The 19,746-nt window shown below is 70.0% G+C and carries 19 protein-coding genes and 1 pseudogene; 17 read left to right on the forward strand and 3 right to left on the reverse strand.

What is annotated here, in order from left to right; genetic code table 11:
* Window positions 1–246: 246 nt before the first annotated feature.
* From OG293_RS36825 to OG293_RS36895, 15 genes and pseudogenes are all read left to right on the forward strand, one after another.
* Window positions 247–1,278, forward strand: a complete 1,032-nt coding sequence (locus tag OG293_RS36825; RefSeq protein ID WP_406003088.1) for a hypothetical protein — start codon at window positions 247–249, stop codon at window positions 1,276–1,278.
* Window positions 1,279–1,313: 35 nt separating this feature from the next.
* The gene (locus tag OG293_RS36830) at window positions 1,314–2,585 is read left to right on the forward strand and encodes an FAD-dependent oxidoreductase (protein ID WP_406003089.1); all 1,272 of its coding nucleotides are present in this window, start codon (window positions 1,314–1,316) and stop codon (window positions 2,583–2,585) included.
* A gap of 133 nt (window positions 2,586–2,718) precedes the next feature.
* On the forward strand, window positions 2,719–4,122 hold the full coding sequence (locus OG293_RS36835) for an MFS transporter (RefSeq protein WP_406003090.1): 1,404 nt from the start codon (window positions 2,719–2,721) through the stop codon (window positions 4,120–4,122).
* 59 nt (window positions 4,123–4,181) lie between these two features.
* Window positions 4,182–5,030, forward strand: a complete 849-nt coding sequence (locus tag OG293_RS36840; protein WP_406003091.1) for an FAD binding domain-containing protein — start codon at window positions 4,182–4,184, stop codon at window positions 5,028–5,030.
* The gene (locus tag OG293_RS36845; protein ID WP_406003092.1) at window positions 5,027–7,399 is read left to right on the forward strand and encodes a xanthine dehydrogenase family protein molybdopterin-binding subunit; all 2,373 of its coding nucleotides are present in this window, start codon (window positions 5,027–5,029) and stop codon (window positions 7,397–7,399) included. Before OG293_RS36840 ends, OG293_RS36845 begins: the two co-directional genes overlap by 4 nt.
* Complete coding sequence (locus OG293_RS36850; protein ID WP_406003093.1) at window positions 7,396–7,935, forward strand: (2Fe-2S)-binding protein; 540 nt, start codon at window positions 7,396–7,398, stop codon at window positions 7,933–7,935. Before OG293_RS36845 ends, OG293_RS36850 begins: the two co-directional genes overlap by 4 nt.
* Window positions 7,926–8,570 carry an SRPBCC family protein gene (locus OG293_RS36855; protein WP_406003094.1) on the forward strand — a complete coding sequence of 215 codons (645 nt, stop codon included), beginning with the start codon at window positions 7,926–7,928 and terminating at the stop codon, window positions 8,568–8,570. The genes OG293_RS36850 and OG293_RS36855 overlap by 10 nt, the downstream gene beginning before the upstream one ends.
* The gene (locus OG293_RS36860; protein WP_406003095.1) at window positions 8,567–9,247 is read left to right on the forward strand and encodes an isochorismatase family protein; all 681 of its coding nucleotides are present in this window, start codon (window positions 8,567–8,569) and stop codon (window positions 9,245–9,247) included. The genes OG293_RS36855 and OG293_RS36860 overlap by 4 nt, the downstream gene beginning before the upstream one ends.
* Window positions 9,244–10,131, forward strand: a complete 888-nt coding sequence (locus OG293_RS36865) for an alpha/beta fold hydrolase (protein WP_406003096.1) — start codon at window positions 9,244–9,246, stop codon at window positions 10,129–10,131. The genes OG293_RS36860 and OG293_RS36865 overlap by 4 nt, the downstream gene beginning before the upstream one ends.
* 135 nt (window positions 10,132–10,266) lie before the next feature.
* A complete protein-coding gene (locus OG293_RS36870) occupies window positions 10,267–10,617 on the forward strand; it encodes a MarR family winged helix-turn-helix transcriptional regulator (RefSeq protein ID WP_406003097.1) in 351 nt (116 codons plus the stop codon).
* Window positions 10,618–10,710: 93 nt separating this feature from the next.
* A complete protein-coding gene (locus OG293_RS36875) occupies window positions 10,711–11,481 on the forward strand; it encodes an Asp/Glu racemase (RefSeq protein ID WP_406003098.1) in 771 nt (256 codons plus the stop codon).
* Window positions 11,482–11,527: 46 nt separating this feature from the next.
* Window positions 11,528–12,685 (forward strand): XdhC family protein, encoded by a 1,158-nt coding sequence (locus tag OG293_RS36880; RefSeq protein WP_406003099.1) that lies wholly within the window; start codon window positions 11,528–11,530, stop codon window positions 12,683–12,685.
* A gap of 140 nt (window positions 12,686–12,825) precedes the next feature.
* Window positions 12,826–14,464 (forward strand): annotated as a pseudogene (locus OG293_RS36885) (SpoIIE family protein phosphatase).
* 149 nt (window positions 14,465–14,613) lie between these two features.
* Entirely contained in the window at window positions 14,614–15,090 is a 477-nt protein-coding gene (locus tag OG293_RS36890; protein ID WP_406003100.1) for a MarR family winged helix-turn-helix transcriptional regulator, read from the forward strand.
* Window positions 15,091–15,309: 219 nt separating this feature from the next.
* Window positions 15,310–15,453, forward strand: coding sequence for a hypothetical protein (locus OG293_RS36895; protein WP_406003101.1), 144 nt, complete (start codon window positions 15,310–15,312; stop codon window positions 15,451–15,453).
* Window positions 15,454–15,497: 44 nt separating this feature from the next.
* On the opposite strand, the gene OG293_RS36900 is transcribed toward OG293_RS36895, so the two are convergent.
* Window positions 15,498–15,698 carry a hypothetical protein gene (locus OG293_RS36900; protein ID WP_406003102.1) on the reverse strand — a complete coding sequence of 67 codons (201 nt, stop codon included), beginning with the start codon at window positions 15,696–15,698 and terminating at the stop codon, window positions 15,498–15,500.
* Between the two features lie 358 nt (window positions 15,699–16,056).
* Here OG293_RS36900 and OG293_RS36905 point away from each other — a divergent pair, with 358 nt between their 5' ends.
* Window positions 16,057–16,491 carry a hypothetical protein gene (locus tag OG293_RS36905; protein ID WP_406003103.1) on the forward strand — a complete coding sequence of 145 codons (435 nt, stop codon included), beginning with the start codon at window positions 16,057–16,059 and terminating at the stop codon, window positions 16,489–16,491.
* A 1,226-nt stretch (window positions 16,492–17,717) separates the two neighbouring features.
* On the opposite strand, the gene OG293_RS36910 is transcribed toward OG293_RS36905, so the two are convergent.
* A complete protein-coding gene (locus tag OG293_RS36910; RefSeq protein WP_406003104.1) occupies window positions 17,718–17,852 on the reverse strand; it encodes a hypothetical protein in 135 nt (44 codons plus the stop codon).
* A 642-nt stretch (window positions 17,853–18,494) separates the two neighbouring features.
* Between OG293_RS36910 and OG293_RS36915 the strand changes: the two genes are divergently transcribed.
* The gene (locus OG293_RS36915; protein WP_406003105.1) at window positions 18,495–18,620 is read left to right on the forward strand and encodes a hypothetical protein; all 126 of its coding nucleotides are present in this window, start codon (window positions 18,495–18,497) and stop codon (window positions 18,618–18,620) included.
* A gap of 168 nt (window positions 18,621–18,788) precedes the next feature.
* On the opposite strand, the gene OG293_RS36920 is transcribed toward OG293_RS36915, so the two are convergent.
* Entirely contained in the window at window positions 18,789–19,226 is a 438-nt protein-coding gene (locus OG293_RS36920) for a hypothetical protein (protein WP_406003106.1), read from the reverse strand.
* Window positions 19,227–19,746: the final 520 nt, after the last annotated feature.

The raw sequence follows: 19,746 nt of genomic DNA on the forward strand, positions 1-19,746 counted from the left end.
ACGCCAGGTCAGGCCAGCGTAGCGCCGATTGGGGGTGCGGGTCACCGAGGGGGTCGGCAACAAAATCGACCCCACCCCTTGCCAGATCGAGATCGTACGTGCTCGGATTAGTTCCGTCGGCGGCGCTCTCTCGCGTCGCAACCCAGGGCATCGGCCCCTGCCCACCTGGCTGGATCCATGCCCTCACTCGCATCCCCTGACCGCGCGTTCACCGCCTCTCACCCCTCCCATCCCTAGGAGCGAGACATGCTCGACCTCACCTCCGTCGACCTGCTCGACGCGTTCACCCAGGAGTTGAAGCTGTGTAGGCTCAGGCCCGGCGAGCACGTCGTCATCCTGTCCGAGCCGACCAGTCGCGGAGACTACGTCGCGGCCGCCTTCGGTGCGGCGAAGGCCTGCGGCGCGCACGTCATCGCCGCCACCGTGCCCAGTGGAAATCCCTCCCCGACGGACAGCACCCACACCGGCGCCGGCCCCGGCCTGACCGCGGTGCTGAACGACGCCACCGCCCAGGAGCTGCTCAAGGCGGCCGACCTGGTCGTGGACCTCACGCGGGAGGGCTTCATCCACGCCCCCCTGCAGCAGGAGATCCTGCGGACGGGGACCCGCATCCTCTTCGTCTGCGACGCCCCGGACGTCCTCATCCGTAACCTGCCCAAGCCGGGGGACAAGGCCGAGGTCCTCAAGGGCGTGGAGCTGGTGAAGAACGCCTCCGTGATGAGGGTGACCTCCGAGGCGGGGACGGACCTGACCGTCGAACTGCCAGGCTCCAAGCCTGAGTTCCAGGTGGGCTTCGCCGACGACCCGGGTCGCTGGGACCACTGGCCGAGCACCATGGTGCTGTGCTGGCCGCAGTTCTCCGACGGCCGGATCGTGCTGGCCGAGGGCGACATCCTGCTGCCGTTCAAGGAGTACGTGCGTCAGCCGGTCACCTTGGAGATCGCGGGCGGGCGCATCGAGAAGGTGTCCGGAGGCGCCGAGGCGCAGCTGCTGAACACATTCTTCGAGGACGCGAACGACGAATGGGCGCGCGGCCTGTCCCACATGGGCTGGGGCCTGATGCGGACCGCCGACTGGTTCGCCACCGCCCTGTACGGCAAGGAAGAGCTGATGGGCATGGACGCGCGGGCGTTCGCCGGGAACTTCCTGTGGTCCACCGGGCCGCATCCCGTGCTCGGCCGTGAGTCGTACGCGCACCTCGACATCGCCATGCGCGGCTGCACCGTGTCCGTCGACGACCAAGGCGTCGTCACCGCAGGCCGACTCGTCGACTACTGATCCCGCCTGCCGCACCTGCATCTGGAGAAACACACATGGCATCCACCCAATCGTTCGAAGTCCTCATCGTCGGAGGTGGCCTCGGCGGGATGACAGCCGCCCTGTCGCTGCGGCAGCGGGGCCTGAGCGTCACCGTGCTCGAGCAGGCACCGCAGTTCGGCGAGATCGGCGCGGGCATCCAGACGGCGCCCAACGCGAGCCGGATCCTGCTCGGGCTGGGTCTGCGCAAACAACTGGAGGCGATCCACACCGAGCCCCAGGACCAGGTGCGGCGCCGGTGGAAGGACGGCAGCGTCATCGGGCTGACCCGGCTCGGCAACCACGTGAAGCAGCGCTACAACGCCCCGTACTGGCACTACCACCGTGCCGACCTGCACGGCGTCCTCACGGAGGCCTGCGTCGACCCGACCGGTCCCGGACCGGTCGTCGAACTGCGTACCGCGAGCCGGGTCACCGAACTGGACCGCAGCAACCCCCGCCGCCCGGCCGCCGTGACCGAGGACGGCCGGCGTTTTGAAGCCGATGTGCTGATCGGCGCCGACGGCATACGTTCCCACGTCCGTGACCTGATGGGGCTGCCGGACACCCTCGAGTTCTCGGGGGAGATGGCCTTCCGGGCCCTGATCCCGGGCGACCTCATCGCCGCCGACCCGGCGACTCGTTTTCTGATGGACCACTTCCAGAGCACCATCTGGTACGGCCCCGGCCGGCACCTGGTCCACTATGTGATCCGTGGCGGTGAGTACCTCAACGTCGTCGGCTGCGTCCCGTGCACCGACGAGGTCGCCGAGAAATGGACCGCCTCCGCCACCGCCAACGATCTCGTCAGCGCCTACCCCGGCTGGGACGACCGCGTCGCGGCGATGCTGTCCAAGGCCAAGGACGACGTTCTGAGCTTCGCCCTCTACCACCGGCGCCGCGACCCCGTCTGGGTGGACGGCCACGTGGCCCTCATGGGCGACGCCTGCCACGCCATGCTGCCCTACCAGGCCCAGGGCGCCTCCCAGGCCATGGAGGACGCCGCCGTCCTGGCCGAGGAACTCGGCCGAGCCACCGCCGACGGCGTCGAGGTCGCGCTTCGCCGCTACGTCGACCGGCGTGCCAAGCACGCAGGCATGGTCCAGGACGCCTCGCTGCAGAACAAGTCCTTCTACCACTATCCGGACGGTCCCCGGCAGGAGGCCCGGGACGAGCTGCTCAGGCGCGGCTTCGACGGAGAGTCCGACGTGTCCTACGACTGGCTGTGGAGCGGCACCCCGCTCAACGACCCGGATCTGGGTGCCTACGACTACCGCTTCGCCCGCTGAGCGAGCACCGCAGCCCTCTCCGCTCACCACTCCCTTCTCTCATCCCCCTTCCCCCGGGATCCACCCTGCTTTTCCAACCCCGGTGTCCGCCCAGTGTGGGCGCGTCCCCCTTGAACACCCCCGTGGAGCACACGTGAAAACAGGCGACCAAATTGTTCAGGACCTCCCTTGGAGATGGTCGGTCCAGGGCAAGATCTTCATCATCGGCGGCCTCGGCTACTTGTTCGACGCCTACGACATCGCCCTCAACGGCTTTCTGATGCCGCTGCTGGGTGAGCACTTCGATCTGACGCTCTCCCAGCGCGGCCTCGTGGCCACCGCCAACCTGGTCGGCATGGCCCTGGGCGCGGTCATCTGGGGCGGGGTCGCCGACCGCATCGGCCGCAAGAAGGCCTTCAGCGTCACGCTGCTGATCTTCGCGGTGTTCTCGGTGCTCGGCGCCCTTTCCCCGAGCTACGCCGTCTTCCTGGCCCTCCGCTTCGTGGCCGGCATCGGACTCGGCGGCTGTATCCCCGTCGACTATGCCCTGGTGGCGGAGTTCTCCCCGCGGAAGTACCGCGGGCGGGTGCTCACCGCGCTGGACGTGTGGTGGCCGATCGGCGTGACGCTGTGCGGTCTCGTATCGACCGCCATGTTGACACTCGACAACAACTGGCGATGGATGCTCACCACGATGGCCCTCCCGGCGCTGCTGCTGTTCTGGGTGCGCCGGGGTGTCCCGGAGTCGCCGGTCTACCTCAGCAAGAAGGGCAGAGAAGCCGAGGCGCGCACCGTCATCGACGACCTGGTGGCCCGCACCGGAGCGCCTGTCGAGCCGTACGTCATCCCCGTCCCGGTGGACGAGGGCAAGGCGAAGGGGCCTCGAGTCGCATTCGAGCAGCTCCGCGACGTCTGGAGGTTCAGCGCGCGGATCACGTCTGCTGCCTGGCTGCTGTTCGCCACCGTGATGCTGGTGTACTACGCGGCGCTGAGCTGGATGCCGTCCATCCTCAAGGAGCAGGGCCTCGGCGACAGGGCCGCCTTCATGAGCACCACGCTGATGAGCGGCGTCGGTATCGTCGCGGTCCTGGCGTCCACCCTCCTGGTGGACCTGGTGGGCCGGAAGTGGCTCATCGGCGCCACGGCCCCGCTCGCCGCGCTCGCGCTGGTGGCGTTCGCGCTCCTGTTGGACATGCCCACAGGGTCCGTCGTGGCCATCGGTGTCTTTGGATTCCTGATGCAGCTGACCATCCCCGCGATGTACGCCTACGTGTCCGAGCTGTACCCGACGCTGCTGCGGGCTAGCGGCTTCGGCTGGGCGTCGTCCTTCAGCCGGGTGCTGACCGGCTTCGCACCGCTGCTGTTCGGCTCGGTGCTGTGGCCGCTGCTGGGGCTGCCCCTGACCTTCGCGGTGCTGGCCCTGGCCGTTGTGGCGGCCGTCGTCTGGACGGCGGTCGCGGCTCCCGAGACCAGGGGACGGGCGCTCGACGACGCCACCGAGGACGCGCCGGGACCCCACCGGGTCCCGGTACCGGGACCCGGTCAGGCGGTGCTCTGAGGCTTCGCCCCGCCTGACCGGGCATACCTCCCCGTCAGGTTCCGTACGACAGGAGAGACATGAAGCCCGCTTCCTTCCGCTACCACCGGGCGCGTGACGTCGAGGGCGCCGCCGTGCTCCTCGCCGAGCTGGGCGACGACGCCAAGGTCATCGCCGGCGGCCAGAGCCTGGTCGCGATGATGAGCTTCCGGCTGGCCCGGCCAGGACACCTGGTCGACATCGGCGGCCTGCGTGAGCTCGACCATCTCGGCGTCGGCGCCGACGGCGCTCTGCACATCGGGGCACTCACCACCCACCGCACGGTGGAGATCGCCCCGCCGCACGAACTGGGGGCTGGCTTCGACGTCATCCGTGACGCCATGGGGTGGATCGGCCATCTGCCGATCCGCACCCGCGGCACGGTCGGCGGCAGCATGGCGCACGGCGACCCCACGGCCGAGTGGTGTCTGCTCGCCGTACTGCTGGACGCCGAGTTCGTGGCCCACAGCCCGCGCGGCCGACGCCGTGTCCCGGCCGGGGAGTTCTTCCTCGGCTACTACACGACCGCCCTGGACCCCGACGAGATCCTGGTCGAGATCGTCTTCCCCCGTCCCGGGCCCCACGCGGCGCTCACCGAGTTCGCCGAGCGCCGCGGGGACTTCGCCATCGTGGCGGCTGCCGTCGACCTGGACGCTGGAGGTACGACCGTCCGCGGCGGCCGGGTCGCCCTCGGCGGCGTGGCCGCGATGCCGGTACGGGTCCCTGAGGCGGATGCGGTGCTGGCTGCCGGCGGCTCGTTCCGCGACTGCGCGGAAGCGGCGGCGACCGCCGTGGATCCGCCGGGCGACGCGAACGGCAGCTCCCAGTACCGCAAGCACCTCATCCGCACCCTGGTCGAACGAGCCTGCGAGGAGGCGATGTCCCGATGAAGTCCACCAAGGACGACCGGCTGGTCGGCAGGTCGGTGACCCGCCGTGAGGATCCTCGGCTGCTGACCGGGCACGGCCGTTTCGTCGACGACATCGAGCTGCCCGGCATGCTCCACGCGCAGTTCGTGCGCAGCACGATCGCCCACGGAGCGATCACCGCCGTGGATCTCACGGAAGTGCGCCGAGTGCCGGGCGTCGCCGCCGCGTTCACCGCCGCGGACCTGGCGCTGGCCGACATCATGGCCCAACTAGGCCGTCCTCTCTCGGAGTTCGTGCCGACCGCCATGCCCGTCCTCGCCCGCGACCGGGTCCGCTACGTCGGCGAGCCCATCGCCGTGGTCGTCGCCCGCGACCCGTACGCCGCCGAGGACGGCCTGGAGGCGGCCAAGGTGACGTACGAGTCCCTCCCGCCCGTCACCCACGAGGAACAGGCCCTCGCCCCCGGTGCCCCGCCGGTGCACGAGGAGGCGGTGCACAACACCCTGGTCGACGTCTCCTTGTTTGCCACCGAGGGCATCGACGGGATCTTTGACCAGGCTCCCTGCGTGGTCCGCGTGGAGGCGAGGACCGGCCGGCAGAACGCGCTGCCGCTGGAGACCCGCGGGGTGGTGGCGCAGTGGGACGACCGGGAGGAACAGCTCATCCTGCAGACCTGTACCCAGGTCCCGCACCAGGTGCGCACCGTCGCCTCACGCTGCCTGCGGCTCCATGAACGCGCGGTCCGCGTGATCGTCCCGGACATGGGCGGCGGCTTCGGCCTCAAGTGCGTGGTCGGCCGTGAGGAGATCGCCGCCGCAGCGGCGGCGCTGCGGCTCCGCCGGCCCGTGAAGTGGATCGAGGACCGCAAGGACGCCCTGTCCGCGTCCTTCCTTGCCCGCGAACAGCACTACACCGCACGCGCCGCCTTCGACGCCGAGGGCCGGATCCTGGGCCTCGACGCGGACGTGGTGTGCGACATGGGCGCCTACTCCTGCTATCCGTTCACCGCCGGCATCGAGCCGCTGATGGCCACCGCCGAGATGCCCGGCGTCTACAAGGTGCCCGCCTACCGGGTGCGCGGCCGGGCCATCACCACCAACAAGGCGCCCACCGCCCCCTACCGGGGCGTGAGCCGTCCGCAGTACGTGATGGTCATCGAGCGGCTCATGGAACGCGCCGCCCGCGAACTGGGCCTGGACCCGGTCGAGATCCGGCGCCGCAATGTCATCACCGAGTTCCCCTACACCGGCGTCAACAACATCACCTACGACCCCGGCTCGTACCTTGAGTCCCTCAACCTGTGCGAACTGGCGCTGAAGGAGGCGGGCTGGTACGACCGGCAGGCCGCCGCCCGGGCCGAGGGACGGCACATCGGGATCGGCTACAGCTGCTTCAGCGAACGCACCGGCTACGGCTCGACCGCCTTCGCCGCGCGCAAGATGGAAGTCGTGCCCGGCTTCGACCTCTCCGAGGTCCGCATGGACATCAGCGGCGCGGTCACCGTCACCACGGGCACCATGAGCCACGGGCAGAGCCACGAGACGACGATGGCGCAGATCGTCGCCGACGCGCTCGGCGTCGACATCGCCAAGGTCAAACTCCACCAGGGTGACACCGACCGCATCACCTACGGCTGGGGCACCTTCGCCAGCCGCTCGATCACCGTCGGCGGCAGCGCCGTGCGCCTGGCGGCGGCCAAGCTGGGCGACAAGCTCCGCGCGATCGCCGCCGCCGAGTGGGGCATCTCCCCGGACGAGACCGAACTTGACCGGGGCGGAGTGCGCCGCCGCGACGACCCCGACGCCGTGCTCACCCACGAGCACCTGGCCGAGACCGCGTACCTCAAGTCGCACCTGCTGCCCAAGGGCATCGACCCTGGCCTCTCCGCCACCGCCGTCTTCGACGTCTTCAACGACGGCACCTTCTCCAACGCCACCCACGGAGTCGTCGTCGAACTGCACGAGGGCACCGGTCAGGTGGAGATCCTCGCGTACGTCTGCGTCGAGGACTGCGGGGTGGCTATCAACCCGCAGGTCGTGGAGGGCCAGTGCCGCGGCGGCATCGCCCAGGGCATCGCCGGAGCGCTCTTCGAGCAGGTCACCTACGACGCGCAGGGCGAGCCGTCGGCCACCAGCTTCATGGACTACAAGGTCCCCACCGCCCACGAGATCCCCGACGTCACCATCCACCACCTTGAAACCCCCTGCGCCTTCACCGAGACCGGGGCCAAGGGCGCGGGAGAGGGCGGCACCATCGGAGCCCCCGCCGCCGTGCTCAACGCCGTCAACGACGCGCTGCGCGCCACCGGCGTCGAACTCGACAACACCCCCATCACACCGGAGACCGTCCACCGTGCCCTGACCGCACCAGCACCGGAGCAGACACCATGAACGACATCAGCGGCCTGGGCGACGACGTCCAGCTCCTCACCCTCGACGTCAACGGCACGTCGTACGAAGTGATCACCGCGCCGCGCCGCACCCTGGTGGACGTGCTCCGCCACGACCTGCGGCTGACCGGCACCCACGTCGGCTGCGAGCACGGCATCTGCGGAGCCTGCACCGTCCTCGTCGACGGGCTCCCGGCTAGGGCCTGCCTCATGTTCGCCGCACAGGCGGAGGGAGCGCGGATCACCACCGTCGAATCCCTCGCCGACCCCGACTCCGGCGAACTCAGCGACCTGCAGCGGGCCTTCACCGAACACCACGGCCTGCAGTGCGGCTTCTGCACCCCCGGATTCCTGATGCTCGCCGAAGGCTTCCTCGCGGAGCAGCCGGAGGCGTCCAAGGAGGAGATCAGGGAGGTGGTCGCCGCGAACCTGTGCCGGTGCACCGGTTACCAGACCATCGTCGAGTCGATCGAGGCCTGCGCGACCGCCCGGCGCGCCCAGCGGGCCGTTGGCACCAAGGCGACACCATGCAACTGATCAACACCGTTCCCGTCAAAGCCGCGCCCGACGCGGTGTTCGCCCTGATCAGCGACGTCCAGAGAGTGGCCTCCTGCATGCCGGGCGCCGCTCTCGAAGGCCGTGACGGCGACGCCTGGCGCGGCGCCGTCAAGATCAAAGTGGGCCCGATCACGGCCGCCTACGACGGCACCGTGCGTTTCCTGGAGGTCGACGCCGAGAAGAGGCAACTGCGTGTCCACGCCAGTGGCGCCGACACGCATGGCAGCGGTGACGCCGAGGCCGAGGTCTCTCTGGAGGTGGTCCCGACCCCGGACGGCGCGCTACTGAACCTCAGCACGGACCTGGTGATCCGCGGCAAGATCGCCCAGTTCGGCAAGGGCGCCATCGTCACTGTGTCCGACCGGATACTCCAGCAGTTCGCCCAGAACCTCGGAAACCTCCTCCTCACCCAGAGCGGGGCGGCAGCGCCCACGGCCACCGCCGCCGCAGTTTCCGCCACGTCCATTCCCGCGGCAGCCGTGGCCGCCACTATATCCGCCGAGCTCAACGGGCTGTCGCTGGTCGCGGTACCGCTGCTGAAGAAGTACGGCCCGGTGGTCGCCGCCTTCCTGTTCGGACTCCTCCAGGGCCGACTCCTGGGCAGGCGACGATGAGCGGCGGACTCTACGGTGCCGACACCGATCGCACCTACCAGAAGTCCGGCTTCGGAGCCCCGGTCCGGCGCGGCAGCCGTCCGGCGATCGTCGTGGTGGACCTGACCCGGGGCTTCACCGAGGACTCGTACCCCTCCGGCACGGATCTGACCGACGTCGTGGCCGCGACCACCTGCCTCATCAAGGCGGGGCGTCCGGCCGGCGTGCCGGTGATCTTCACCGCCATCGCCTACACCAAGGCCGAGGCGTCCGGCGAATCCGTCACCTGGCTGTGCAAGGCACCGGGTCTGCGCGAGCTGGTCGAGGGCAGCGACGCGGTGGCCGTCGACCCGCGGTTGCCCCTGCGGCAGGGACACGACCTGCTGGTGGTGAAGAAGGGGGCCTCCGCGTTCTTCGGCACCCACCTCGCCGCCACCTTGACCGGACTCGGCTGCGACACCGTCGTGGTGTGCGGCGCCACCACCAGCGGCTGCATACGCGCAACCGCCGTCGACGCCGTCCAGTCGGGCTTCTCGGTCCTGGTTCCCCACGCCTGCGTGGGCGACCGGGCCGACGGACCGGCAGACGCAGCACTGTTCGACATCCAGGCCAAGTACGGCGACGTCATCAGCCTTGAGGACGCCGTCAGCTACGTCAGCACCGCGCCCGCCCCCGCCGCCCGGCGCGCCCGCTCATGAGGAGGAGTCCCGTGTTCCAGCGATCGGTCCTGCAGACCGCGCTCGCCGATCTGGCCGACGTGCCCGCCACCAGCCGATGGGTGCACTCCGGCGGCATCCGGCTGCACGCCCTCGACTACGGCGGCGATCTGCCTCCGCTGGTCGTCCTGCCCGGCATCACCAGTCCCGCGATCACCGTGGACTTCGTCGCCCGAGAGCTGACCGACCTGGTCAGGCCGGTGGCCCTGGACGTCCGCGGCCGGGGGCTGTCGGACGACGGCCGGAGCTACGGACTGGAGGAGTACGCCGAGGACACCGAGGCCCTCATCACCGGCCTGAAACTCGACCGCCCGCTGCTGCTCGGCCACTCCATGGGCGCGCGGATCGCGGCGGTCGTCGCGGCGCGGGCCAAGGTCCCCCTGCGCGGGACCGTCCTGGCCGATCCACCCATGAGTGGCCCGGGCCGGGGACCGTATCCCACCAGCCTGGAGATGTTCTCGCGACAGCTGTCCGAGGCCCGGCGAGGCACGGACGCCGACGAAGTGGCCGCCTCCTGGCCCACCTGGCCGAGGCGTGAGCAGGAACTGCGGGCGCGCTGGCTGTCCAGCTGCGCCGAGGCGGCCATCGCGGGGACACATCACGGTTTCGAGCACGAGGACTTCTTCGACTGGTGGCCGCGTGTACCCGAGCCGGCGTGCATGCTCTACGGAGCCGACAGCCCCGTCGTCACCGCCGACGGGGCACGGGAGGCCGCCGGGAGCAACCCGACGGTGCCGTTGCACCGGATTCCCGGCGCCGGGCACATGATCTTCTGGGACGCCCCGGCGACCGCCCTCACGGCCCTGCGTACGGCCCTGAGCACCGTCCTCTCCCTGCCTCGCACCGATTCCCAACAGCGTGCGTAAGTGTGGTCATGCATGATGCGACACCATCTTCGGAGACCGCCCCCAGGCCCCGACCGCCCTGGCCGCAGCCCCCGGCTACCAGGGCGCTGCCTGTACCAGGCATATCTCGCCCTGTGGCTGCGCGAGGTGGACCCGGTGCTCACCGGCCCGGAGTCCGCCGTGCTCCAGACCGTCCAGGCATGTTCCGGACACGACCAGCGCTCCCTGGCCACCGCTGTGGCGCTGGACACCTCGCCGATGGCGGACGTGCCCCGCCGTCTGGAAACCCGGCGGCTGATCACGCGCCGCACCGCGGCCGACGACGGCCGACGCAAACTGCTTCACCTCGCCGAGGAAGGCCAGGACCTCCTCCGTGCGGCCGAGCACCGCGCACGGGCGCTCGACCGGCTCCTGACGGAGCCGATCGGCGCGACCGAACACGCAACCTTCCTGAACACGCTGACGTCCCTCACCGACCACTGGGTGGGACTGGCCTCGGGCTCGTAGCCCTTCTCCTGGCCACCGGACCGCTCGTCGTACTCGGGCGTGCTCCAGCAGGGGAGAGGCGCCGGCCCGCGCCGCAACCGGAGGACCAAACCCATGACCGACCATCACATCGGCCTGATCGTGCCCAGCTCCAACCTGACGATGGAAACCGAACTGCCGCGCATGCTGAACGCCCGCGAGGCCGTCGAGCCCGGCGACCGTTTCGTGTTCCACAGCAGCAGGATGCGGATGAAGCACGTCACCCCCGAGGAACTGCGCGGGATGAACGCGCAGACCGAGCGAGCCGCCCTGGAACTGGCCGACGCCCGGCTCGACGTCGTCGCCACCGCCTGCCTGGTCGCCATCATGGCCCAAGGACCGGGCCACCACTGCGTGGCGGAGGCCGAGATCACCGCTGCGCTGCGCGCCGAAGGCGCAAAGGCCCCGGTGGTCTCCAGCGCCGGTGCCCTACTCAGCGGCATCGGGGCCCTCGGGGCCAGGCGGGTCGCCATCATCACGCCGTACATGAAGGAACTCACCGCCCAAGTCGCCGACTACATCGAGGACGCCGGCGTCGAAGTGGTGGACGCGCTCAGCCTCGAAGTGCCCGACAACCTGGCGGTCGCCCGCCTCGACCCCGCCGATCTGCGCGAGCACTGGAAGCGACTCGACCTGCGCCGGGCCGATGCCCTGGTGCTGTCGGCCTGCGTGCAGATGCCCTCCCTCGCGTCGATTCAGCCGGTCGAGGACGAAGCCGGGCTGCCCGTGCTGTCGGCAGCCACGTCGACGGCGTTCCGCATCCTGACGGAGCTCGGCCTGCCCCCTGTCGTGCCGGGTGCCGGAAGCCTGCTGGGCGGGCGTGCGACCAGCCCTGCCGTGAGCTGAGGGCACATACGACCTGGGCGCGGTCCGGTGCCGAAAGGAGTGGCGCATGCGTGACGTGCTGGACCCGCTGCTGGCCTGGTGGGCCGAGGGCAAGGCGTCGGCGCTGGCCACTGTCGTGGCCACCCACCACTCCGCTCCTCGTCAGCCGGGTGCTTCGATGCTGGTGGGCCCCGGCGGCGAGGCGGTCGGCAGTGTCTCGGGCGGCTGCGTCGAAAGCGCCGTCTACGACCTCGGCCAGGAGGTGCTCGCCGGGGCCCGGCCGGTGCTCCAGCGGTACGGAGTGTCCGACGACGATGCCGACGTCGATGTCTTCGCGGTCGGGCTCACCTGCGGCGGCACCCTCGATGTGTTCGTGGAGAAGGTCGACCCCGCCACGTTCCCGCAGCTGGGTGAGGTGGCCGAGACGGTGCGGGCCCGACGGCCGGTCGCGGTGGCCACCGTGATCGCCCGAGCGCCGGAACACCTCGGTCGCCGACTGGTCGTCTGGCCGGACCGGGCGGCGGGCGGCACCGGCTCGGACCGGCTGGACGGTCTGCTCTGCCGGGACGCCCGCGGCCTGCTGGAAGCCGGCCGCGCCGGTGTGCTGCGCTACGGCGCGGACGGACCGTGCCGCGGCCAGGATTCGGAGGTCTTCGGTGAAGGGCTGGACGTGTTCGTCGAGTCCTTCGCACCGCCGCCCCGGATGATCGTGTTCGGCGCCATCGACTTCGCGGCCGCCCTGGCCCAGGCGGGCTCGTTCCTCGGCTACCGGGTCACGGTGTGCGATGCGCGCCCGGCGTTCGCCACCGCCGCCCGGCTGCCCGGCGCGGACGAGGTCGTGGTGGAGTGGCCGCACCGCTACCTGAAGGCCGAGGCGGAGGCCGGGCGGATCGACGGGCGCACCGTGATCTGCGTACTGACCCACGACCACAAGTTCGACGTTCCGCTGCTCGAGGTCGCGCTGCGCCTGCCCGACGTCGGCTACATCGGCGCGATGGGCTCCCGGGGCACCCACCAGGACCGGTGGAGCCGGCTGACGGAGGCAGGGCTCACCGAGGCCGAACTGGAACGGCTGTCCAGCCCGATCGGCCTGGACCTGGGCGCCCGCACCCCGGAGGAGACCGCGATGTCCATCGCAGCCGAGATCGTTGCCCTGAAGCGGGGGGCCAGCGGCCTTCGGCTGGTCGACCGGGCAGGCCCGATTCACCTCGATTCCAGTCCTTGACCGCGCAGCCCGCCCTACCTCACGGAAGCCCTGTGGCGGCTGGACCGGCGGAAGTCGCGTACAGGGAAGGAACCGGACGAAAGACGCATGCGGTGAAGGAATGTGCTGGGGACGGCTCAGCAGGGACGGAGAGTTCCCCCGTGGAGAATGACGAGCAGCACGACGTGGTCCGACAGCGATTCGACGTGGCCGATGCCGCGCCGTTGCTGCTGGACTCGCACGCGGCGGTGACCAGCTGGACCCCGGACGCGGAGCGTCTGCAAGTCCGGCCACCGAGGCAGTCGGCCGAACCGCAGCGGACCTGCTGCTTCCCGAAGACGTGGCGCGGCTGCCGGAGCTGGCCGAGCGATGCCGTGCGAACGGCGGCTGGGCCGGCCTGCTGACGGCCCGGCACCGCGACGGGCATCCGGTCAGGCTGATGGTGCGGATCGTCCTGGCCGCAGAGGTGCCCGGCCAGGAACGGTGGCGGGTACTCCTCGAGGACTTCGGCCGTGCTCCGGGATGGGACATGAGCCGCGGAATCCTGGAACAGGAAGCGTTCTACGAGGAAGGCCTCAGCCTGGCCGAGGACCTGGTCGCCCGCGCCGCGGTCTGCATCGACAACGCCCGCCGTTACACCCGTGAGCGCGACGCGGCCATCGTTCTGCAGCGCAACCTGCACCGACTTCCGGAACAGGACGCGGTGGAGGTGGCAGTCTGCTACCGGCCGGCCGACGAGCTCTCCGGCCTCGGCGGCGACTGGTACGACGTCATTCCGCTGTCCGGGGCGCGGGTAGCGCTGGTGGTGGGCGAGGTCCCCGGTCACGGCATCGACGCGGCCGCGGCGATGGGACAACTGTGCACCGCCGTACGCACCCTTGCCGACCTGGACCTGTCTCCCGAGGAGGTGCTCGCCCACCTCGACGACCTGGTTGTTCAGGCCGCGCGGGACGAGAACGCCGAAGCCGGCGCCTCGGCCGCCGACGGCCACCGGAGGGTGGGAGCTGGCTGCCTGTACGCGGTCTACGACCCGGTCACCGGCCGGTGTGTCATGGCCGATGCGGGACACCCGGTGCCGGGACTCGTCGGCCCCGACGGCACCGTCACGTTCGTCGAGCTGCCCGCCGGACCAGCCCTCGGCGTGGGCGGTCTGCCCTTCGAGGCGGTAGAACTCGACCTGGCGGAAGGCACCACGATCGCGCTGCACACCGACGGCCTCCTCCAGGCCGAAGGCGCGGAAGGCACGGGCGAAGGCCGGGTCACGGACCTGGAAGCGGCGAGAGAGCGTCTGCGCCGGCACCTGGAGCGCGCCGACGCGTCACTTCACCACCGGTGCCGGGCCGTGGTCGACGCACTGGTCCCCGTCCGTCCGCAGGACGACGCGGCGCTGTTGACGGTGCGCACCAGGAGCCTCGGCACCGAACAGGTCGCCACCTGGGACCTGCCGGTCGACCCGGCCGTCGTCGCCGAGGCCCGTAGGAAGAGCACTCGGCAGCTCGCCGCGTGGGGGCTGGAGGAACTGTCCTTCACCACCGAACTCATGGTCAGCGAAATCGTCACCAGTGCGATGCGGCGTGCCGTCGGGTCCCATCCGGCTGCGCTTGATCCTGGAGCGGTCTCTGATCAGCGAGGTCTTCGACGGCGGAGCCACCGCCCCTCACCTGCGCCATTCGAAGACGACCGACGAGGGCGGCCGCGGCCTGCTCCTCATCTCCCAGTTCACCCACGCTGGGGCACCCGCTACCTGCCGGAGGGGAAGGTCACTGGGCCGAGCAGTCCCTCACGGAGCCGGCTCCGTGACGTCGTTCCGCACGAGCTCCGGCATCCGGCGGTCGTGGCCCGGGGAGGGACGCGAGCGGCGTTGCGCAGCCGCGTCGCGCCAGGTGGTGGGCGCGATACCGCCACCCCGCTCTCGCTCGGAGTCGGCCGTGCGTGCTTAAGTAGGCCCCATGGCTGACCAGACCGCGCCTGCCGAGAGCACCCCGGAGATTCCCGCTGCCCTGATCACCGCCCCCGGCTATCAGGTCCGCCGTCTCTACCAGGCGTATCTCGCGGTGTGGGCGCGCGAGGTGGACCGGGTACTGACAGGTCCCCAGTTCGCGGTACTGCAGGCAGTGGAAGCCAACCCGGGCCGCGACCAGCGTTCCATGGCTGCCGCCGTAACCCTGGACACCTCCACCATGGCCGATGTGGCCCGCAGGCTGGAAAACCGCGGCCTGCTTGCCCGCCGTACCGCGGCCGCCGACGGTCGCCGCAAACTGCTCTACCTCACCGACGCGGGCCGGGAGGCTCTCCGCGAGTCCAACGACCGTGCCCGGATGCTCGACAAGATCCTCCTGGAGACTTTCGACGAGACGGAGCGCGCCCCGTTCGTGGCCGCGCTGCAGGCGCTCGCCGACCACTGGGAGGGGCTGGCGGAGGGCTAGCCCCACCACGAACCGGGCCCTGGTCTGTCCGTCATCTCCGACCTGCCGACCGCCCGCGGCGGCGGTCGATTCCTCGATCCGCAGGATCACTTGCTCGACCAGTTGCGGCAAAGCGACTACTCCTGATCTGCTCGACGTCCACGGCGTCGGGGATCGAAGGTGCGACGCACCGTCTACCAGTAGGACGCCGAACTCTCCGACCAGCAGGCCATCCGCGACATGCCTGAGCTCGTCCGCCTGGACTGGTTCATCCCGCACGGAAAGGCCAGGGCGCGCTTCTACGGGCCCGGGCCGCGGATGGCATCTGTCCAGGAGACGGTCCGTCAGTCCCTCGAACCGTACGCCGACCCCTACCGAAGCTGACCGGCTCGTTCGCCGTAGCTACTACGAGAACAGGTTCGAGCACCTCACCCCCGCCGGAGGTGCCGGCGTCTCCAGTTCGTCCGGATGCGGTAGATCCGCGCGGAGGACTTCGCGATGCCCGCACCGATGAGGTAACGCTCCACCGCCGCGGTGTACGTGGCCGGAGGGGCGGACAGGGGCGCCACCCGGGCGCACGGCAGCCTGAGCGCGCCCCCGCTCCCGAGTTCGGTCGCTGGTTCGATCATCGCGCCCGCCCCAACCCTTCCGGTACTGCCGCACTAAATGCGTACACCTCGTCCCGGCGGCCGGAATCGCCCGTCACAGGTCGCGGTGATCACCGTAGGGGCTCTGCCGCAGTAAATCCGGCATCTACTGCGGCAGCCCTGTCCCGGACAGGGCTCTGGCCAGGCCGGACAGCCCATCCCCTGTCCGGGACAGTCCGGGACGGCCCTCTTCTACTAGCTTTCTTCTCTATCCCCGTCACTCTTGAGGCTGTCAGTCGGGAGTTGCCCCAGCTGAATCCGGAAGCGGCCCGTGGTGCGGCCGTTTCGCTGCCTGACAAGTGGTCAGGTGCATGATCATTTACTGCAGAGAGGAGCAATCGTGCGATTAGGACGGACTCTTGCGAGCGGGCTGTTCGGCGCCGCGCTCGTCCTAGGCTTCGCCGCCTCACCGGCCTCGGCGGCCGACGGTGTTCAGCGAGCGTCGGTGGTCGGCGGGAGCGGTCCGAAGGACTCTCGGGCCTGTGGGCTCAGCGACTGGAACGCCACCGCGTGCTTCGAGCCGGACGGTGAATGGTTCTGGCTCAAGGATGAAGACGCGGACAACCTTCCCGTCGCCATCAAGTGGAGTTACAGCAACCCGGGGTACCCAAGCCGCAGCGGCGTGATCTACAACGATCACGGCAAGGCCGCCGGTTGGACGAACGTCAACAAGAGATTCGAAGAACACGGCTTGATCTATTACGAGCTCTGCGATTTCAACGTTTCCACGCAGCGGACGTCCAACTGCTGGGGACCGGCATGGTCCCAAACCTGAGCCACCGCCCGTAGGCGGCCTCGGGGAACATCGGTGCAGCGGCTTTCCTCCCTCGGTCTCTGCGCACGGAGTTCGAAGTGGAAGTCTGACGATAGGAGTGTGGCGTTCCGCTGCTGGCGACGAAGTCGCCGGCAGGTCTCAACAGGAGGAATTCATGAGGAGAAACGTAGCTGCGGGATTACTGTGTGCTGCGGCCGCTACTGGTTCAATCGCCGCACCTGGTGTCGCGCACGCGGACACCTCAAGTGCGGCGGCCACCAGTTGCTACGCGGTTGCCGCCACGCCGTTCTACTCCCATGGCACTGTCTATGCGACAGGTCATGCTTACTGCTCGCCGTGGGCCGACGTGGAGATCACGGTGACAATTACGGCTGACGGTGCCTTCGAGGGCAAAACGGAGACCGGCGTGACCGCAGCGCCGCACATCTCCGACACCGCAGCCGCACCGAACCGCTCTGGGAATCAAAGGTGGTGCACCAGAGTGAACGGAAAGTACTACACCGGCGGGAGGACGTACATCATCTCCGATTCGGCGTGCGAGTCTTCCTCGGCGTTCTAGCTAGAAGCCGATTTGACGGCTCCTGGCCAGCCCTGGCGCGGGTGTGCCCTTTATAGGGGGAGCCTATCCGGAGTCCAGAGGCCGGGGCGGGCCACCATGCGCGAGACCCGCACCCCCGGGCTGTGGAGTGCGGGTCTCGGCGGCGGGACCGGAAACTCTGAACGATGTACAGAATTTCCGGCGGCCTGTGTCGTCTGCAACGACCGAACGGACGGTGCGTCACTCGTGAGGGACTGCCCCGGCGGCAGGCAGCATCGGCCGGACGTCGCCCGCGCCGCCGGGGCGCACGGCCGATGCCGCCCACCAGAGCGGACGTGGGTGCGGCATCAGCCGGATGCCCAACCGGTGGCGGCGTTGAACGGGCCTCGGCGTCTTCAACGAACGTGAGAACTGCTGGTCACCTGTCGTTGCTGCGGTCGGCGAGCCAGGCCACGTACTCCTGGCGTAGGTAGGGGCGCGATCCGCCGGCGCTGTGTCACTCGTGGGCGAACGGGGCGTGCTTGCCCCGGTGGGTGCCGGGAGGCGTCGAACTCGCGCAGCAGTCAGGCGCTCGACTGGGCGTCGCCGGCCGCCAGATGTTCGACGGTGTTGTTGAGCGCGACGCGGTCCGCGGCTGCGGCCGGTTGTCGCGCGATTCGGTGGGTGTCCATCAGGCGCTCGATCGCGGTCAGCTACGTCCTCTGTTCTCGACGGGCGGGGCCTGGCGGTAGGCGTCCAGCGGCAGCGGGGCGTCGTAGACCTCGGCGGGCAGTGGGACGTAGGGCGTCCTCATCGTGACGGCTGCTTGGTCGGGACGGTGCATGACCGTAGGGGAGGGCTCTGACATCCGAGGGGCCGCGCAGCGGCGCGGCGAGTGCCGCGAGGCCGGGCAGGCTGAGGATCACAGGGCGACCAACGGCCCCGGTTGCCTGTTCCCGGCCCCTTCGGTACGTGGCCCACGAAGCCGTCGGCGACGTGTCGCGGCTTGTCGGTGAACGAGGCGGCGAAGCCGTCCGGTGCCATGATTGCGGGTCACGCGCCCCATGCCACACCCCCAGGCCACGGACGGCCCAGCCGCCACACCGAGCGAATCAGCGCTGTGCGCTTCCGGTTTCTCCGGCCAGTGGCGGAGAAACCGGTGACTACGGCACGGCGCAGCGGACCCGTCGGTGCAGCAGGTGCGCTCTCACGCACGGCGCAGGCCGGGGAGCCGTTCGACGGGGGCGTTCTGCGCCCCGGCCCGCGCGGCCGAGCCGGAAATGCCGTACACCGAGGCCGAGATGGAGGACGCCATGGGCCACCTGCTGGCCCGCATGGTGCCGCTCACGCGCCGCGCGGGCTGGAAGGTCGAAGAGATCATCGAGTCCGAAATCTTCGGACGCTCGCGCTGGCCTACGTCGCCGCGCTGCGCAAGAACCCCCCGGCCGACGCGCTCGACGCCCTCGCGTTCTCCTACTACATCCGGATGCTCGCCAGCGCACAGGGCTTTGACGATGTCACCGACCTGATCGTCCTCGACAGCATCCAGTGGTGCGCCCCGGCGCTCGACACCGCCGCTCAGGCCCGCGCCCTGCACCTCGTCCAGGACTGATCACCCCCGGGGCGCAGCCGACCGGCTACGCCCCGGTTCACGCAGTGGGGGAGTTGGCACCCCCGCCGCAGCTGCGCTTCAGGGTGGTTCTCGCTGTTCAGGACCTGATCTGACCCTTGCCCGGCGGGGGCGACCACAAGACCGCTCCCGCCGCAGCGCTACCAGTCTCTATGCGTCGGCCGGCCAGAACTGGATGAGGTAGCGCTCCACTCCGACACCGGTGCCTTGGCCCTCCGACAGCGCAGCGGCCTCGGCCCGGCCACAGCTGACCCGGACACGCCAGGAGCCGCCCGAGTCCGCCAGTTTGATGACCTCGTCCATCCGGCCCGTGTGCATCGACCACACCGCAAGCTGTCCGCTCGTCGACTCGAAATCAGTGTCGGCTTGCTCATCCCAGTCCGCAGGATCCTGCGGCGGCGGAGTTGCGTCCCACACCTCGACGTCCACCGTGGCGGTGTGGGTGTGACCGCCACTTGTGATGTCCAGACGCCCCGTATGGGTGCCGAGGAATGCGTCGCGGTGGAAGTCGTCGGGAAACGGTATGGGAAGGTCTGCGTCGTCGGACTCCTGCAACCCGAATGCGTAGTACCCCACGTACGCACTCACGCGCTGCCGTCGGACAACCTGCGCCACGAGCACCCTTCGGTTCAGCGGACATGCCTTGGCCAGGATGCTAGCCGCGCCCTGCATGGACCTGGAACACAGCGCAGAGAACCAGCCGAAGCGCGCCTGTAGCCCGCCGCGTCCGCCTGGCCTGGCCGCCTGATCCTGCCCCGGGCCTGCCGCCTGCCGCCTGCCGCCTGCCGCGGCGGGCCCTCGGATGCGTCCCGGTCCTGGCTATTCGTGACTTGGCACGCAGTTCGGCGGCTCCGCGGCGGGGGAGGAGCCCCGCCGGGGTCGGTCTGGGCATCGCCTTGGCGGCCGCTCTTCCAACGGGCCCCGGGCCCGCACCATGTCTCCCGGCCCCGCCAGGGGCCCAGCTGTCCCGCTGTCCCCGTCAGCGGGCAGCCCCTGCCGGCCCGCGGCAGGCGCGTTTCAGCGGGTGGTGGGCTGCCGATGAATGCGGCTCGCGGGGGACGGCGCCCATCGCGTGATTGGAGGGGACGCCGCGGCCACCGATAGATCT

The organism is Streptomyces sp. NBC_00829 (assembly GCF_045161795.1).
Lineage (GTDB): Bacteria > Actinomycetota > Actinomycetes > Streptomycetales > Streptomycetaceae > Streptomyces.